Source organism: Aliiglaciecola sp. 2_MG-2023 (genome assembly GCF_030548145.1).
Taxonomy (GTDB): Bacteria; Pseudomonadota; Gammaproteobacteria; order Enterobacterales; family Alteromonadaceae; genus Aliiglaciecola; species Aliiglaciecola lipolytica_A.
Genome location: NZ_JAUORY010000003.1, coordinates 260,368 through 276,845, shown reverse-complemented (window position 1 = coordinate 276,845; position 16,478 = coordinate 260,368). Strand labels below are relative to the sequence as shown.

Below are 16,478 nucleotides of genomic sequence, written 5' to 3'. Positions count from 1 at the left end.
CGATTGTTAACTTATTCTATAAGCAGGTACATTCACATCATCTACGCTAACTCCGCGCATTTTCAGTAAACCTAAGTAACGTTCTTCGCCAGTGCTGGAAAATTCAAAAGAAAATTCGGTATACCAATCTAGTTTAGCCTTGTGAAAAATCACTTTGGTTTTGCTTCGCGCAATACTAATTAATTGCAGGCCGTTTATTTCGCAATATTTTTCTAAATAGACTTTCGCTTGTTCTGAAATGCCACGTATCCGCCAAAACTGAAACGCTATCGCTGCGATAATGAATAGAACTAAAATATCTGTGAGATTAAAATTCATTCATTAATCCTAATTTTTATGGGCTGAGAATAGATGCCCGACGGCTATAGATAAGGTTTCAGATTTATTTGGATTTCGTAACATTTGTAACACTTGCTCGCGCAATTCGGGCAATTGTACTAAGTCTTGAAAAATTCCCATAAATAAATCGAAATTGGGATCTGCTTCAGCCACTTTTTCAAAAAAACTAAGTAACTGATTCTGGTTATTCAAATAATGCCAAAGGCGACCTGAAATAATCACCAAGATATTGTGACTATTGGCCATCTCACTCTCTAATACTTTATTAATGGTTGCCGCCACTTGATCTAAGTTAGTTGTCTGCGACAAGGCGCGTAAGCCGTGCTGCCACTTTATTTCATCTTCTGAATGTTGCTTCATCCACGACAAAATGGTTAGCACGCAAGTATCAGGTAGGGGGTAATTCTCCATACTGATCAGTAATTGATACTGCACTTGCTCCGGGAAGTGGGAAAAATGTCGGCATATATTGCTGTGTATTTCTGGTGAGTCTATATCGGCCACTAAATCTGCTAAACCTTGCAGCGCGATACTCTGCCAATCAATCACCATTGGTGAGCTAATATATGCTTTGGCTGCTTCAAAATACTGTGATTTCCCTAAAGATAAAACGCCTCTACTTTTGCTGTTGAAATCCGCTATTTGATTTTGATTAGGAATAAACGAGTAGGGGTTATCAGGTAGTTGACCATTTTTTTTGTCGGCGTTTTCTAATTCAGCGCCTAAAGCATCGACAATTATCTGTAAAAAGTGATTGCGGCAGGCGCTAACAATCAGTCCGTTTTCATCTGTGGGTAACTTCACAAACCATATATACTGTTGCTCGGAGCGGGTTTTATCCCAAAAAACAATTCCAAACCAAGCGTGCTGTGCTCTGGTGTAAGCGGGCTTAATTTGACCATTTTCTTGTTCTAAAAATTGTTGACTAGGAATCTCTCGAATGGTTCTTCCCATATCGAATACGCGATAATCAGTACCTGCGTGGAGTAAAAATTCACTAATAGAAGAAATTTCGTGCTTGCTCATAATCAGTTTAGGGTAATATGTTGAGTGTGCTAAATGTGAAGTTGCAGAGTATATCTTTTTGTGTGGCTATTAAAAAGAAATCACAAATAAATAAGCGACTCAAAATGATTAACCCGTCTAAGGTAGTGCCAAATCAATCGTCATGACAATCCTGCATAATGAATTATTCAAGCATCTAGTGAATTTAGAAATCCTAATGCAACAAGAGCAACTTTGGTCGGATAGTGCGCCCACACAAGAAGCGTTAAATAGTGAACTACCATTTGCGGTTGATACACTCAAAATAGAGCAGTGGTTGCAGTTTGTATTCATTCCCAAAATGAAAATACTAATTGAAACGGGTCAGCCGTTACCTGCATCTATTGCCATTTCTCCAGTGATTCAAATCACACTGAGCAAAGAAACCTTTCCTTTGATCATTGACGCTGTTAAAAAAATAGATTTATTGTTTGATGAAGGTAAGTCGTAGTCATGAGTTTGAGCATTTTATATCAAGATGAATACATAGTAGCAATTGATAAGCCTGCCGGGTTATTAGTCCATCGCAGTATGATTGATCGCCATGAAACACAGTTTGCTATGCAATTACTTCGTGATCAGCTAGGCCAGCATGTTTTTCCTGTTCATCGTCTTGATAAGCCCACTTCGGGGGTGCTGTTATTTGCTTTATCATCAGACATTGCGAGAATCTTAACCGAACAATTCACCCACAAACACATCGCTAAAACATACTTTGCAATTGTGCGTGGATACTGTCCTGATAGCGGCAGAATTGATTATCCACTAAAAGAAAAATTGGACAAAATTGCTGATAAAAAAGCGCGACAGGACAAACCTGCGCAAGATGCTATTACCGACTATCAATGTTTGCACAAATTTGAGTTACCCTTTGCAGTTGGTCGTTATCAAACTGCTCGTTATTCACTCGTTAAACTGCATCCTTTGACTGGCCGAAAACATCAGTTACGTAGGCATATGGCGCATATTCGTCACCCGATAGTTGGCGATACTACACATGGCGATGGCAAGCAAAACGCGTTTATAAGGGACCAATTTGGCTTGGCAGGTTTAGGATTAACCTGCAGTGAAATGATTATTACTCATCCAATAACACAAAATACGCTGAAAATTAGCTGTCAATTTGATATAAGAATGAAAGCTATAATTGAACAATGGGGCCTAGACCTCAATCAACTACAACAACTAACTAACCTGAATGGAAGTTAGTCAATCTGAGGAACATTATACAATGGTAGACGTGGGAATTTTTGTGGGCTCTGTATACGGTAATGCTCAGCATGTTGCAGAGCAAGTAGAGGAAATGTTAGCCGAAAAGGGACACAATGTAGAACTCTTTATTGATGGAACCTTAGATAATTTTAAACAAACCAAATCAGTGATTTTTATCAGCTCAACAACCGGGCAAGGGGACTTACCACCGAACTTAGAGTTTTTGATCATGGATATGAAAGACACTATGCCATTGATGGATCAAAAACCCTTTGCCGTTGTTGGCTTAGGTGATAGTAGTTACAGTGATAGCTTTTGTGGCGCGGGTAAGCAAATATTTGAGGTGCTTGTTGAGCTTCAAGGGCAACCGGTCGCCGATCTTTTCATTGTAGATGTTATGGAAACTTTAGAGCCTGAAGCAGAGGTTTTACCTTGGATAGAAAGTATTTTGCCGAAACTTATAGCTTCCCAGTAATACTGTAATAATCCCAATCCTAGAGAAATACGCACAATTAAAGGTAACTGGAATTTTTAAGCAAATTTAAAAAATTCCAGATTATCTTTGTATATCTAAAGCCAAGGCTTCCCTGTAAACATTGATTTAATCAGAGCGCTTTCTTTTTAAGCAAAAATAGCCGTATACTAAATTTCAGCTCTATTGGTTTAATTTTGTTACAAAGAGCGAGTTGTATCGCTAACTTTGCTGGGGGGACATTTAGTATTTATGCTGAAAGAAAAAGTTAAAGCGCGAGAGTTTGCAGTTAAGTCACATGGTGACCAAAAATATGGCAAACATCCTTATTCGTATCATTTAGACGAAGTTGCTGAAAAAGCGAAGGCCTTTGGCGAAGATGCTGAAGTGATCGCTTATTTGCACGATGTGGTAGAAGATACCTCGACAACCATCGAAGAGATCGAAGAAAAGTTTGGTAAACTAATTGCTAGCTGTGTTGCAATTGTCACCGATGAAAAAGGCCGGAATCGGCAAGAACGTAAAAAGAAAACCTATCAGAAGATGGCTAAGGTTTCTGGCGAAACTGAACTTGCGCTGATTGTAAAAGTATGTGACCGCCTATCAAATGTAAAAACCAGCTTAAAAGATCAGAATTCAAGAATGTTAATTGTTTATCGTGGTGAGCACCCCGTTTTTCGTGCATCCGCATATCGCCAAGGTCTGTGTGATGAATTGTGGGAAGAACTCGACAAATTACTAGAAACACCCAGCGAAAATTAACCCAGAGTATCGTCTTAAATCTGCTTGTTTTGTGCTTATGTTTAGTACTTTAAACATGCCTGTCCATGTAAATGGCTAATCTGCCTGTCCACGTAAATTCACGTTTATCATGGGTGTCCATGTAAATCTTAAATCTGCTTGTTTTGTGCTTATGTTTAGTACTTTAAACATGGCCGTCCATGTAAATCCGTAAACTCAATATATATGCCTGTCATGTAAATCATGCCTGTCCATGTAAATGGCTTTTATCATGGGTGTCCATGTAAATCGTGGGTGTCCATGTAAATCGTCCCGCATATCGATGGATGTCCAAGTAAATCGAGGGACAAAAAAGGGGAAGGTGATTTTGAAAAAGTATAAAAAAACCCTGTAAAACATGGTGTTTACAGGGTTGATTGGTTGCCTTCTAACCAAATTATGTTTGTTGGCTAAGACTATTCAGCGGCACGCAATAGTGCATTGATACCAACTTTTGAACGAGTTTGAGCATCTACTTTCTTCACGATGACTGCTGCGTATAGACTGTATTTGCCATCTTTACTCGGTAAGCTACCAGACACAACTACTGAGCCTGCAGGAACTCGACCATAATGGACTTCGCCTGTTTCGCGGTCGTAAATTCGGGTACTTTGGCCAATGTAGACACCCATTGAAATAACACTGCCTTCTTCAACAACCACACCCTCAACAATTTCCGAGCGTGCGCCAATGAAGCAGTTGTCTTCAATAATGGTTGGGTTAGCTTGCAATGGCTCTAAAACACCACCTATTCCAACACCGCCAGACAAATGTACGTTCTTACCTATTTGTGCACAAGAACCCACAGTCGCCCAAGTATCAACCATAGTGCCTTCGTCAACAAAAGCGCCTATGTTTATATATGACGGCATTACTACTACGTTTTTGCCTACAAAAGATCCGGTTCTAACTGCCGCTGGTGGAACAATACGTACACCCTCAGCTTCAAATTGTGCTTTAGTGTAGTCTGAATATTTCAATGGAACTTTGTCAAAAAAGCGACTCTCTGCGCCTTCAATAACGTCATTGTCATTAATACGGAAATACAACAGAACTGCTTTTTTAAGCCACTGATGAACAACCCATTCACCGGCTATCTTTTCTGCTACTCTGGCTTGGCCAGAATTTAATAGTTCAATGGCACTAATGACCGCTTGTTTTGTTGCGTCATCTACTGACGCTGCTGTAATCGAAGCTCTATTTTCAAACGCTGCTTCTATTTGGTTTTTTAACTCTGACATGCTTCACCGCTAGTTGAGGGTTGATCTAATAATTGGGTTAATCGTTTTTTAAGTTGAACTTGTTGCTCAGTGGTAAGGGCCTGATCTTGTTCATTGGCAATAATAAACAAATCTTCTGCACGCTCACCAATGGTTGAAATTTTTGCCATGTGTAACGTTAAATTTAGCTCTACAAATAGGTGGCCGACCTTGGCTAGTAATCCAGGGGCATCCAATGCTTCAAGCTCTACCATAGTGACTTCGGAGTTACTCTGGTAAAAGCGAACTTTGGTGGCTACGTCTAGTTGCTTCATACGACGTGACATTTTACGTCTGTTGTTGTGTTCTCTGCCCGGTTTAGCAAGTTGGTCTTCTATCGCTTCCACTAAACTTTTTAATCGACTAGGAGACGATATTCGTGAACCATCCTGTTCTAACAGGATAAAACTATCGAATACATAACCATCATTGGTGATGGTAATTTGGGCATCGTGAATCGAACAATTTCGGCTATCTAAAACTGACGCAATTTGTGCAAAAAGTGCAGGACGGTTTTTACCATAAACTAGTAGCTCAGTTCCAGCTTTTGCGGTTGTATCATTTAGCGCAATGGTTAAACTATTTTCGTCTTTGCTTTCTGCTTTTGCTACTTCATTTGCATGCCAAGCCAACTGCATCGGGCTGAACCTTGCAAAATAGTCATTATTCAAACGATGCCAAAATTGATCAATCTCAGCCGCAGTGACCCCTTGCTTATTCAGCATCTCTCTGGCTTCTATTTGATGTTTATTCACTCTTTCAAGTAAGGTAATGCCACACTGCAGCCCATTGTCCAAGGCTTTTTGTGTTAACAAATACAATTCTCTAATTAGTGATGCTTTCCAATCGTTCCAAAGATTATTATTGGTTGCGCGAATATCTGCTAACGTCAGTGCGTATAAATGTTTTAAATGATTTTGACTTTTTACTGCTCGAGCGAATTCACCAATAATTTCAGGATCATAGATATCTCTACGCTGGGCAACTACTGACATGAGAAGGTGGTTTTCTACCAACCAGCGAATTAGCTCAGCGTCGTCCCCGTCGATGCCATGAGACTCACAAAAAGTGACCACATCCGCTGCCCCTAATACCGAGTGATCGCCATTTCTACCTTTACCAATATCATGGAAAATAGCGGCTAAGTATAAGAGTTCTGGCTTATCCGTTTCCCTCACGATCTTTTTACAGCGGGGGAATTCTCTGTTTTCGTCACTGTGATAACTATAAACATGTTTAACCAGTCTATGGGTGTGTTCATCCACAGTGTACGCATGAAACAAGTCAAATTGCATCATGCCTACAATATTATCCCACTGTGGCAGATATGCCTGAAGGATTCCGTGTTTATGCATTAAATCCCAGCCCAACCCAAAGAAGTTAGGATGTCGCATAAGTTGCATAAACAATTTACGGCATTCAGGTATCTCACAATAATATTGGCTATTAAACTTTCTGCGCGCATTGCGAAGTTGACGTAAACAGCTAGAGTGCAACCCTGTGCAATCTGGCGTATTGGCAATTAATAACAAAAATGACAGGATATCTTCGGGGGATTTAAAAACGTCGTCATGCAGCGGACTGATTAAGCCATCTAATAACTCATAATTGTCATCTATAAGGTGATGCTTTTTAACCTTTAACTCTAAGATATCTTGTTTGAAATATTGCAGTAACATGCCATTAAGTTCAGACACTCTTCGCACAGTTCGAAAAAATGACTTCATCATTCTTTCAACAGCTTGTTTTCCTTCACCATAACCTAGACGTTCTGCTACGTCGGTCTGATAATCAAATAATAGCCGGTTTTCACTGCGACCTGATATCAAATGTAACGCAAATCGAATTTGCCAGAGATGAGAGCGAGATTCAATTAGCTCTGCCCATTCACCCTCGGTGAAATAACCGTGGTCAACTAATTCATGGCCATTCCAAACATTAAAGTGTTGTTTAGCTACCCAACCAATAGATTGGATATCCCGCAAACAGCCTGGATTTTCTTTAACGTTTGGTTCTAAGTTATAGGAGGTGTCGTTGAATTTTCTGTGACGTTCTATTTGTTCTTCATATTTGGCAGTGAAAAAATCTTTACTTGACCAATACCCTTTGCCTTTTATCTTCTTTTGCAAGGTTTCAAAGCTGGATTCGCTGCCTACCAGTAATCTGGACTCAACCAAGTTGGTTGCTATGGTGGTGTCTGCCTTGGCTAAATTAAAGGTTTCTTTGATTGTGCGTACAGACTGACCAACATCTAACTTGATATCCCACAAGAAGGTGATGAAAATACTGACTTTTTCTTGCAACTTAGCATTGATGGTTTTATCACTGAGAATCAGCAGGTCCACATCAGAGTGCGGTTGAAGTTGGCCACGGCCATAACCACCAACGGCAACTAAGGCTAAACCTTTTTGATCATTTAGACCAACCAAGTTCCAAGCACGCAAAAGCAAAGCATCGATGAAAACAGCTCTTTCGTGAACCAGTTGGTCAACCGGCACTTTTGTGAATTCCTGAGATAACCAATCTACGCTATCAGTTACACATTTTTTGAAACTGCTAATGTCATTTATGTCAGTAATTTTCTGGATATTTTCAATGAGCTGATCTAATGACAAATGTAGTACCTCTAAAAGCTGTTTTAGACAACGAGACGCAATGCAAACACGAACAAATACAATTTATATTATAAAATCAAAGTGTCCATTAAGCGCAGTGGTATAGCAAATAACTAATTCACGTTAGTCATAATCATTATTCATAAGTAAAAACATACTGAATTAATGACTTATCACTCTATCAATGGTTTCGTCGTCTCTAAGAGTGAGAATTTCCACACCATCCTTGGTGACTAATAAAGTGTGTTCCCACTGTGCGCTCAAACTACGGTCTTTGGTAACCACAGTCCATTGGTCAGGCAGGATCTTCGAATAACGTTTACCGGCGTTAACCATTGGCTCAATGGTTAAACACATGCCTTCTAACAATTCAACGCCGGTATTAGGTCGGCCATAATGAACCACTTGTGGTTCTTCATGAAAGTTTGCACCAATACCATGACCACAATATTCTCTCACAATGGAATAATTGTGCTTTTCTGCGTGTTGCTGAATGACATGTCCAATATCGCCCAATCGTGCCCCTGGTTTTACAAGTTCAATGCCTTTGTACAAACATTCTTGGGTCACTCTAATTAAGCGCTCAGCTAAAATGCTGGGTTTACCTACCACAAACATTTTTGATGTATCACCGTGATAACCATCTTTAATCACAGTCACATCAATATTGATGGTATCTCCGTCTTTTAACTTTTTGTCTGAAGGAATGCCATGGCAAATAACATGATTGACCGAAGTACAAATAGATTTTGGGAAGGGAGGATGCCCATAATTCAAAGGAGCAGGAATACATTGCTGTTCATTGACAATATAATCATGACAGATTTGATTGAGTTCATTAGTGGTGACACCCTTTTTAACGTAGGGGCCAATCATTTGTAAAACATCAGCGGCTAATCTACCCGCTACTCGCATTTTCTCAATTTCATCTGGAGTTTTAATCGTGATTGTCAATTTTGCATCCTAAAAAAATAACTCAAAGCAATAATGAGGCGAATTGTATCTTTTAAGCCTAAAAATGTATAGATGACAAAAAGAATTGCCGGTTTACTTCATTTGCAATGACCAACATGCAGATATAGCCCTTTTTACTTGCGTGAAGTAGGCCCGCATGGTATAAAGCGCACCGCAAATTCAATAGCATTATTTTAGTGCTTAGAATTAAAGCGAAATTAACTAAATAACACACATACATCGACACATTTGTCGGGGTGTCTGTTTCGGGTTTGCCGCCTGAACGGATCGATAGATGGGATGTATGGAGGCCTAACCCCAATTTGAGGAAATTAATAATGGCAAACGTATCTATGCGTGACATGCTCCAGGCGGGCGTGCACTTCGGTCACCAGACTCGTTACTGGAACCCAAAAATGAAACCTTTCATCTTTGGTGCTCGTAACAAAGTTCATATCATCAACCTTGAAAAAACAGTACCTTTGTTTAATGAAGCATTGAACTACATTAGTAGTGTATCTTCTAAAAAAGGTAAAGTTCTTTTCGTAGGAACTAAACGCGCAGCTAGCGACGCAGTTAAAGAAGCAGCACAGAAATGTGACCAATTCTATGTTAACAAGCGTTGGTTAGGTGGAATGTTGACTAACTGGAAAACAGTTCGTCAATCAATCAAGCGTTTGAAAGAGCTAGAGCAACAGTCTCAAGATGGCACTTTCGAAAAGTTGACCAAAAAAGAAGTATTAATGCTTCAACGTGAAATGACCAAGCTAGAAAGTAGCTTAGGTGGTATCAAAGATATGGGCGGTCTTCCAGACTGTTTATTCGTTGTTGATGCAGATCACGAGCACATTGCAATCACTGAAGCACGTAACTTGGGAATCCCAGTTATTTCAGTAGTTGATACTAACTCTAATCCAGATGGTGTTGATTACATCATTCCTGGTAACGACGATGCTATTCGTGCGGTTCAATTGTACTTAAACGCTGCAGCTGATGCTGTTAGCCAAGGTCGCGAGCAAAACCTTGAAGTACAAGCTGAGCAAGACGATTTCGTTGAAGCAGCTGAGTAATTAAAAAGCCGCGACTTTCTTGTCGCGGCCTTGTCATTTTTTTGTGACGTTAGTTCAATAGAATGGCAAACATCTCATCAGGGGCGGTAATTATTTACGGCCCCTGTTTCTTAAGTTAAGAACTATTTATAAATGCTGAGGAAACCAAAATGGCAGTGACAGCAGCCCTAGTAAAAGAACTTCGTGAGCGCACCGGCGCCGGCATGTTGGATTGTAAAAAAGCATTGGTAGAAACCGACGGTGATGTCGAGCTAGCAATTGAAAATATGCGTAAATCTGGTCAAGCAAAAGCGGCTAAAAAAGCAGGTCGTATTGCAGCTGAAGGCGTGATCATGACTAAAGTTGCTAACGGTGTAGCAACTATGATGGAAATTAACAGTGAAACTGATTTCGTTGCTCGTGACGAAGGTTTCTTAGCTTTTGCTAACAAATTAGTTGATGTAGCTTCTGCAAACAAAATTAACGACATGGATGCGCTAAATAGCAGCGAAATCGATGGCGTTACTGTTGCTGATGCTCGTGACACACTAGTAGCAAAAATCGGCGAAAACATTTCTCCTCGTCGTGTTATTTCTGTTGAAGGCGACAACCTAGGTGCATACGTGCACGGTGGTCGTATCGGCGTAATCGCTATTTTGAATGGCGGTGATGAAGATTTGGCAAAAGACATTGCAATGCATATTGCAGCGGCTAGCCCACAATTCGTTAAGCCTGAAGATGTACCTGCAGAAGTTGTTGCGAAAGAAAAAGAAATTCAACTTGAAATCGCAATGCAATCTGGCAAGCCAGCTGATATCGCTGAAAAAATGGTTATCGGCCGTATGAAGAAGTTCACTGGCGAAGTTAGTTTGACAGGTCAGCCTTTCGTTAAAGATCCTTCTAACACTGTTGGTCAACTTTTGAAATCTAAAGGTGCTGACGTGATTAACTTCGTTCGTTTCGAAGTTGGTGAAGGTATCGAGAAGAAAGAAGAAGATTTCGCGGCTGAAGTTGCTGCACAAATGGCAGCTGCTAAGAAATAATTGAGCCTTTCGCTTTTGCGTAAAGCCAATGTCATATAAACTATCGGCACCTCAAAATGAGGTGCCTTTTTATATGTACTATTTACGCGGATAAATTTAGTGGGTTTGAGCCCAATATCCAATAACGAAGGAATAGCCAATAAATGAGTATCGCACCAAAATCTGCATATCGAAGAATTCTGCTAAAGTTAAGTGGTGAAGCCCTAATGGGTGAAGAAGGATTCGGTATCGACCCCAAAGTTCTAGATAGAATGGCCCAAGAAATCAAAGAGTTGGTTGAAATGGGTGTGCAAGTAGGATTAGTAATTGGTGGCGGAAATTTATTTCGCGGTGAAGGGTTAGCAAAAGCTGGAATGAATCGTGTCGTGGGCGACCACATGGGTATGTTAGCCACGGTCATGAACGGTTTAGCCATGCGTGACGCTTTGCACCGAGCATTTGTTAATGCACGTTTAATGTCAGCCATACCGCTTAATGGTGTCTGTGATGCTTACAATTGGACTGAAGCCATTAGTCTTTTAAAGTCAGGACGCGTAGTCATTTTCTCTGCTGGTACAGGCAATCCATTTTTTACCACTGACTCTGCAGCCTGTTTACGAGGCATTGAAATAGAAGCCGACGCAGTACTTAAAGGTACTAAAGTGGATGGCGTTTATAATGATGATCCAGTCACAAATCCAGACGCTGTATTACTTAAAAACGTAAGTTATCAAGAAGTTCTGGAAAAAGAACTTAAGGTTATGGACTTAGCTGCTTTTACTTTGGCACGGGATCATAGCTTGCCTATTCGCGTCTACAACATGAATAAACCGGGCGTTTTACGCCGTGTTGTTTTGGGTGAAGACGAAGGGACTACAATTTCCCATCAAGGCACAAACAATCAATAACAACGATTTAAAAAACGATTAGTAAAATAAGAATTAGGGAGATTGCAGTGATAAATGATATTCATGATGATGCAAAACAACGCATGGAAAAAAGCATCAGTGCACTGAAAAGCCAATTAAGTAAAATTAGAACTGGCCGCGCTCATCCAGCGCTTTTAGATAACATTATGGTGCCATATTATGGCGCTGATACCCCTTTAAAGCAGCTAGCTAATATTTTTGCCGAAGATGCCAGAACATTGGCACTTACTGTGTTTGATAAAAGTGCCGCCGCCGCTGTCGAAAAGGCCATTATGCAATCTGACCTAGGATTAAATCCTATGAGTTCAGGTGCTGCTATTCGTATTCCTTTACCACCGTTGACTGAAGAGCGTCGTAAAGACCTTATCAAAGTGGTACGAAGCGAAGCTGAGCAAGGTCGTGTTGCCGTGCGTAATATTCGTCGCGATGCTAATGCCGATATCAAAGAATTGGTGAAAGAAAAAGAATTAGGCGAAGATGAAGGTCGTAAAGGCGAAGAGTTAATTCAAAAATTAACTGACGAATTCGTTAAAACCATCGATAGCGCATTACAAGATAAAGAAAAAGAGTTGATGGAAATTTAACCCTTTTTGGTTAATTCCTTTTACCTTATGAGTAATCTAAATATCCCAAAACATGTTGCTATCATTATGGATGGCAACGGCCGTTGGGCAAAAAAGAAAGGTAAGATCCGCACTTTCGGGCATAAAGCTGGTGTTGAGTCTGTGCGATCTGCCGTTCGTTTTGCTCGTCAAAATGGCATAGAGTCTCTTACCTTATTTGCATTTAGCAGCGAAAACTGGAACCGTCCTGCAGAAGAAGTCGGCGTTTTAATGGACTTGTTCAATTTTGTGCTAAATAGCGAAGCCAAGAAACTGAACAAAAACGACGTGCGTCTAAAAGTCATTGGTGATACATCACGATTTGACAACAAGTTAGTCGAAAAAATTAATAAAGCGGAAAAGTTAACTGAGCATAATGGTGCGTTAGTTCTCAATATTGCTGCCAATTACGGTGGTCGTTGGGATATATTGAATGCGGCCAAATCATTTGCAAAACAAGCTGTTAGCCAAGACTTGGATATTGATAGTGTAGACGAAACTGATTTTAATAAGTTTATGTCGCTTGCTGGTCAACCTGAACTAGATTTGCTCATTCGCACTGGCGGAGAACACCGAATCAGTAATTTTTTAATGTGGCAATGTGCTTACGCAGAGCTATATTTTACTGATACTCTTTGGCCAGATTTTGATGAACAAGCGTTTCAGCTTGCGGTTAATGACTATTCTGATCGTCAACGTCGATTTGGTATGACAGGAGAGCAGGTGGAAACTAAATGATAATGTTTTCCGCAAAGCTCAAAGGCTAATTATGTTAAAACAGCGTATAATTACAGCAGTTATTTTAGCTCCTCTTGCGTTAATTTGTATTTTATTTTTACCACTATTAGGCTTTGAAATATTCATTGCCTTAGTGGTAGGTTTAGGCGGTTATGAGTGGGCTAATATGTCGAGTATTAAGCCTAGACCGCAAAAAGCTCTTTATGCTTTTTTCATTCTGTTCTGTTGTCTATTTTTAGTTTACTGGGTACCCACGCAAAATATTTGGTATCAAGGCGCTTTAAATAGTTTATATGTTTATATTTTAGGTGTGGCAGCAATCTGGTGGTTTGTTTCACTATTGATGATTATTGCTTACCCGCGCTTTTCAGCAATATGGCGAACGAGTAAAGCTATTCGGTGCTTATTCGGTTTGTTCACTCTAATCCCCACCTTTGTCTCTGTTGTCTCGTTACGCTCTCATATGTACGATATTGACCCCCTATATGGTGTGTCACTTATATTTTATGTTTTAGGTATTGTCTGGGCCGCAGATATTGGCGCTTTTTTTGTTGGCGTCAAATTCGGCCGACATAAACTACGCCCTAATGTTTCACCTGGCAAAACCTTAGAAGGCTTAGCAGGTGGTATTGCCGCTTCGACCGCGATTATTGCCTTTGCAGCGCTGCACTATCAAGTAGACCCCGGTAGAATATGGATGCATGTACTTATCGGTGGCTTAACCGTTGGAGTGTCAGCTTTAGGCGATCTAAACGAAAGTATGTTTAAACGCTGTGCTGGAATTAAAGATAGCGGTAAAATACTGCCTGGTCACGGTGGTATATTAGATCGTATCGATAGCCTAACCGCGGCATTCCCTGTATTTGCCTATTGCTACGTTTTGTGGATGGCCTAATGCAAAATATAGCGATTTTAGGAGCGACCGGCTCCATTGGTCAAAGCACTTTGGATGTTATTCAATTACATCCAGAAAAATACAATGTGGTCGCGTTAACTGCCCATTCCAGTGTAGACAAACTAATATCCCAAGCGATTCTGTTTCAACCTAATTATCTGGTTATTTCTGATTTAGCCTCCTACACCTACGCTAAGCAGGCATTACAAAATGCCAATTTAAAGTGTGAATTGTTGGTGGGACAAGAAGGCTTATGTCAGGTGGCGTCAGACTCCAGTGTCGACAGTGTTATGGCGGCAATTGTAGGCGCAGCCGGGTTACTACCAACGTTAGCTGCCGTCAAATCTGGCAAAAAAGTCATGTTGGCGAACAAAGAGTCTTTGGTTATGTGTGGTGATATTTTTATTCAAGAAGTGAATAAAACAGGTGCCCAATTACTGCCGATCGACAGTGAACATAACGCAATTTTTCAATGCCTTCCTGCCGATTTCAAATATGGCGACCTTGCAGCGTCAGGCATTGCCAAAATATTATTAACCGGTTCCGGTGGGCCTTTTTTAAATCGCTCGTTGGATACTTTTGTCGATATTACGCCGGATCAAGCCTGTGCTCATCCTAATTGGGATATGGGGCGGAAGATTTCTGTTGATTCTGCCACTATGATGAATAAAGGCTTGGAGTTTATCGAAGCCAAATGGTTATTTGGCTTAAATTCTGCGGATATTCAAATCGTGTTGCACCCACAAAGTATTATTCATTCAATGGTTCAATATGCGGATGGTTCAGTGCTTGCGCAGATGGGCAATCCGGATATGAAAACGCCAATCGCCCATTGCTTGGCGTTTCCGAATCGAATTAATGCTGGAGTGACTCCCTTAGATTTTGCTGCGTTAGCAGATTTTAGTTTTCAGGTGCCAGATTTACAACGTTATCCAAACTTGAAATTAGCCATTAATGCCTGTGATGCTGGGCAATACGCGACAACTGCTTTAAATGCGGCGAACGAAATTGCGGTGGAAGCTTTTCTGTCGCATCAAATCGGATTTTCGCAAATTGCCGAAGTGAATGAAGAAATGTTACAGCGCATCGAAGCGCAACATTTGCAAGATATTGATGGGATTTTAGGCCTTGATAAACAAGTTAGATCCCTTGCTAAACAATTTATAGGAACCTTAGTTTGATTTTTGAGTTTATTCGCAATCTTTCCGCATTTGTCGTTGCCTTAGGGATACTCGTTGCGGTCCATGAATGGGGACATTTTTGGGTTGCCCGCCGCTGCGGCGTCAAAGTTGAACGATTTTCTATTGGTTTCGGCAAAGCCTTGTGGTCGCGCACAGACAAACTGGGAACCGAATATGTTATCGCTGCTATTCCTCTGGGTGGTTACGTAAAAATGCTGGATGAACGAGTGGAGCAGGTTAGCGATGCTGATTTACCCTATGCGTTTAATCGCCAACATGTGCTCAAACGCATCGCGATAGTCGCTGCCGGACCTATGGTTAACTTCTTATTCGCGATTTTCGCGATTTATTTAATGTTACTGATTGGCCAACAATCGGTTAAACCCATTGTTGGAAATATTGAACCGGATTCAATTGCCGCCAATGCAGGGTTTGCTGAACGGGATCAAATTACCCAAATATCTGGGCACGAGACCAACGACTGGCAATCGGTGAACTATGAAGTGATGCGGCTGATTGGTGATTCAAGTACCCAAGTGCAAGTCACCACTAAAGACGGTTACAACAAAGTTTTGGATTTAGATTTAAGGAATTGGCAATTTGACCCTGAAACCACGTCACCAATGGCGAGTTTGGGCTTTGCACCTTATCGCACTAACCCCACTAAACAGCTTGCTTTGGTGAGTGAATCTTCGCCAGCAGCTGACGCCGGATTGCAGGTGAATGACATTATTCTCAAGTTTAATGGAACTACTGTGGCAAATTGGGAACAAATAGTGGAGCTGATTGAGCAGCACCCTAAACAAAATGTTACTATCACAATCGATAGAAATGGCATTGAACAGCAGGTGACAGCGACTATTGGCGTGAAACCAGACGATCCTGATAAGGGATTATTAGGTGTAGTTACCTACTTAGAACCTTATCCGGAAGAGTATTTATTTCACAAGCAGTATGGTCCAATTGAAGGTTTATCTGAAGGAGTAAGTGAAACCTGGCGACTTATAACATTGAGTTTTGACATGATTGGTAAGCTTTTTACCGGTGATGTATCTGTTAAAAGTTTAAGTGGCCCAATTTCGATTGCCCAAGGTGCGGGTATGACGGCCAGTGCTGGAATTGTCGCATTTTTGAGCTTTTTAGCGCTTATTAGTGTGAATTTAGGGATTATTAATCTTTTCCCTCTTCCTGTGCTTGATGGCGGGCACTTACTCTATTATTTTATAGAGCTTTTAACTGGGCGACCGGTTCCGGAATCCGTACAGGAAGTGGGATTTAAAATTGGCGGGATCATCTTGTTACTGTTAATGACAGTAGCTTTTTATAATGACATTGCGCGTTTATAGTGTGGATGACACAAACTACATTGCCGAAGTAGGCTATGAGT

Annotated in this window: 17 protein-coding genes; 12 read left to right on the top strand and 5 right to left on the bottom strand. The window is 40.7% G+C overall.

Features of this window, described 5'->3' with window-relative positions:
- Positions 1–6: 6 nt before the first annotated feature.
- Together Q4567_RS05060 and Q4567_RS05055 are read right to left on the bottom strand one after the other, a co-directional pair.
- Entirely contained in the window at positions 7–318 is a 312-nt protein-coding gene (locus Q4567_RS05060; protein WP_216049908.1) for a DUF3301 domain-containing protein, read from the bottom strand.
- Positions 319–327: 9 nt separating this feature from the next.
- On the bottom strand, positions 328–1,365 hold the full coding sequence (locus Q4567_RS05055; protein ID WP_303499586.1) for a DUF3549 family protein: 1,038 nt from the start codon (positions 1,363–1,365) through the stop codon (positions 328–330).
- A gap of 142 nt (positions 1,366–1,507) precedes the next feature.
- Between Q4567_RS05055 and Q4567_RS05050 the strand changes: the two genes are divergently transcribed.
- The 4 genes from Q4567_RS05050 to Q4567_RS05035 all read left to right on the top strand — a co-directional run bounded on the left by Q4567_RS05050 (position 1,508) and on the right by Q4567_RS05035 (position 3,829).
- Positions 1,508–1,834 (top strand): YqcC family protein, encoded by a 327-nt coding sequence (locus Q4567_RS05050; protein WP_289847928.1) that lies wholly within the window; start codon positions 1,508–1,510, stop codon positions 1,832–1,834.
- 2 nt (positions 1,835–1,836) lie between these two features.
- On the top strand, positions 1,837–2,592 hold the full coding sequence (gene truC, locus Q4567_RS05045; protein ID WP_216049911.1) for a tRNA pseudouridine(65) synthase TruC: 756 nt from the start codon (positions 1,837–1,839) through the stop codon (positions 2,590–2,592).
- 22 nt (positions 2,593–2,614) lie between these two features.
- The gene (locus Q4567_RS05040; RefSeq protein WP_216049912.1) at positions 2,615–3,070 is read left to right on the top strand and encodes a flavodoxin domain-containing protein; all 456 of its coding nucleotides are present in this window, start codon (positions 2,615–2,617) and stop codon (positions 3,068–3,070) included.
- A gap of 249 nt (positions 3,071–3,319) precedes the next feature.
- Positions 3,320–3,829 (top strand): HD domain-containing protein, encoded by a 510-nt coding sequence (locus Q4567_RS05035; protein ID WP_216049913.1) that lies wholly within the window; start codon positions 3,320–3,322, stop codon positions 3,827–3,829.
- 434 nt (positions 3,830–4,263) lie between these two features.
- Here the strand turns inward: Q4567_RS05035 and dapD are convergent, their stop codons facing one another.
- The 3 genes from dapD to map form a co-directional block, all read right to left on the bottom strand.
- A complete protein-coding gene (gene dapD / locus Q4567_RS05030) occupies positions 4,264–5,088 on the bottom strand; it encodes a 2,3,4,5-tetrahydropyridine-2,6-dicarboxylate N-succinyltransferase (RefSeq protein ID WP_216049914.1) in 825 nt (274 codons plus the stop codon).
- The gene (gene glnD / locus Q4567_RS05025) at positions 5,076–7,721 is read right to left on the bottom strand and encodes a [protein-PII] uridylyltransferase (protein ID WP_303499585.1); all 2,646 of its coding nucleotides are present in this window, start codon (positions 7,719–7,721) and stop codon (positions 5,076–5,078) included. The genes dapD and glnD overlap by 13 nt, the downstream gene beginning before the upstream one ends.
- 162 nt (positions 7,722–7,883) lie before the next feature.
- A complete protein-coding gene (gene map / locus Q4567_RS05020) occupies positions 7,884–8,675 on the bottom strand; it encodes a type I methionyl aminopeptidase (protein ID WP_303499583.1) in 792 nt (263 codons plus the stop codon).
- A gap of 338 nt (positions 8,676–9,013) precedes the next feature.
- Here map and rpsB point away from each other — a divergent pair, with 338 nt between their 5' ends.
- The 8 genes from rpsB to rseP all read left to right on the top strand — a co-directional run bounded on the left by rpsB (position 9,014) and on the right by rseP (position 16,437).
- Positions 9,014–9,745: a 30S ribosomal protein S2 gene (rpsB, locus tag Q4567_RS05015; protein WP_216049917.1), complete on the top strand. Its 732-nt coding sequence runs from the start codon at positions 9,014–9,016 to the stop codon at positions 9,743–9,745.
- 149 nt (positions 9,746–9,894) lie between these two features.
- Entirely contained in the window at positions 9,895–10,767 is an 873-nt protein-coding gene (tsf, locus tag Q4567_RS05010; protein ID WP_216049918.1) for a translation elongation factor Ts, read from the top strand.
- Positions 10,768–10,910: 143 nt separating this feature from the next.
- Positions 10,911–11,654, top strand: a complete 744-nt coding sequence (gene pyrH / locus Q4567_RS05005) for a UMP kinase (RefSeq protein ID WP_216049919.1) — start codon at positions 10,911–10,913, stop codon at positions 11,652–11,654.
- Positions 11,655–11,701: 47 nt separating this feature from the next.
- Positions 11,702–12,259, top strand: coding sequence for a ribosome recycling factor (gene frr / locus Q4567_RS05000; RefSeq protein WP_216049920.1), 558 nt, complete (start codon positions 11,702–11,704; stop codon positions 12,257–12,259).
- A 27-nt stretch (positions 12,260–12,286) separates the two neighbouring features.
- On the top strand, positions 12,287–13,015 hold the full coding sequence (gene uppS, locus Q4567_RS04995; protein WP_303499581.1) for a polyprenyl diphosphate synthase: 729 nt from the start codon (positions 12,287–12,289) through the stop codon (positions 13,013–13,015).
- 31 nt (positions 13,016–13,046) lie between these two features.
- Complete coding sequence (locus Q4567_RS04990; protein WP_216049922.1) at positions 13,047–13,910, top strand: phosphatidate cytidylyltransferase; 864 nt, start codon at positions 13,047–13,049, stop codon at positions 13,908–13,910.
- Entirely contained in the window at positions 13,910–15,091 is a 1,182-nt protein-coding gene (gene ispC / locus Q4567_RS04985) for a 1-deoxy-D-xylulose-5-phosphate reductoisomerase (protein ID WP_216049923.1), read from the top strand. Before Q4567_RS04990 ends, ispC begins: the two co-directional genes overlap by 1 nt.
- Positions 15,091–16,437 (top strand): sigma E protease regulator RseP, encoded by a 1,347-nt coding sequence (gene rseP, locus Q4567_RS04980; protein WP_216050416.1) that lies wholly within the window; start codon positions 15,091–15,093, stop codon positions 16,435–16,437. The genes ispC and rseP overlap by 1 nt, the downstream gene beginning before the upstream one ends.
- Positions 16,438–16,478 lie beyond the last annotated feature (41 nt).

Coding starts and splice junctions, on each gene's coding strand:
- Q4567_RS05060 (WP_216049908.1), bottom strand. CDS start 318: ATGAATTTTAATCTCACAGATATTTTAGTTCTATTCATTATCGCAGCG.
- Q4567_RS05055 (WP_303499586.1), bottom strand. CDS start 1,365: ATGAGCAAGCACGAAATTTCTTCTATTAGTGAATTTTTACTCCACGCA.
- Q4567_RS05050 (WP_289847928.1), top strand. CDS start 1,508: ATGACAATCCTGCATAATGAATTATTCAAGCATCTAGTGAATTTAGAA.
- truC (WP_216049911.1), top strand. CDS start 1,837: ATGAGTTTGAGCATTTTATATCAAGATGAATACATAGTAGCAATTGAT.
- Q4567_RS05040 (WP_216049912.1), top strand. CDS start 2,615: ATGGTAGACGTGGGAATTTTTGTGGGCTCTGTATACGGTAATGCTCAG.
- Q4567_RS05035 (WP_216049913.1), top strand. CDS start 3,320: ATGCTGAAAGAAAAAGTTAAAGCGCGAGAGTTTGCAGTTAAGTCACAT.
- dapD (WP_216049914.1), bottom strand. CDS start 5,088: ATGTCAGAGTTAAAAAACCAAATAGAAGCAGCGTTTGAAAATAGAGCT.
- rpsB (WP_216049917.1), top strand. CDS start 9,014: ATGGCAAACGTATCTATGCGTGACATGCTCCAGGCGGGCGTGCACTTC.
- tsf (WP_216049918.1), top strand. CDS start 9,895: ATGGCAGTGACAGCAGCCCTAGTAAAAGAACTTCGTGAGCGCACCGGC.
- pyrH (WP_216049919.1), top strand. CDS start 10,911: ATGAGTATCGCACCAAAATCTGCATATCGAAGAATTCTGCTAAAGTTA.
- uppS (WP_303499581.1), top strand. CDS start 12,287: ATGAGTAATCTAAATATCCCAAAACATGTTGCTATCATTATGGATGGC.
- Q4567_RS04990 (WP_216049922.1), top strand. CDS start 13,047: ATGTTAAAACAGCGTATAATTACAGCAGTTATTTTAGCTCCTCTTGCG.
- ispC (WP_216049923.1), top strand. CDS start 13,910: ATGCAAAATATAGCGATTTTAGGAGCGACCGGCTCCATTGGTCAAAGC.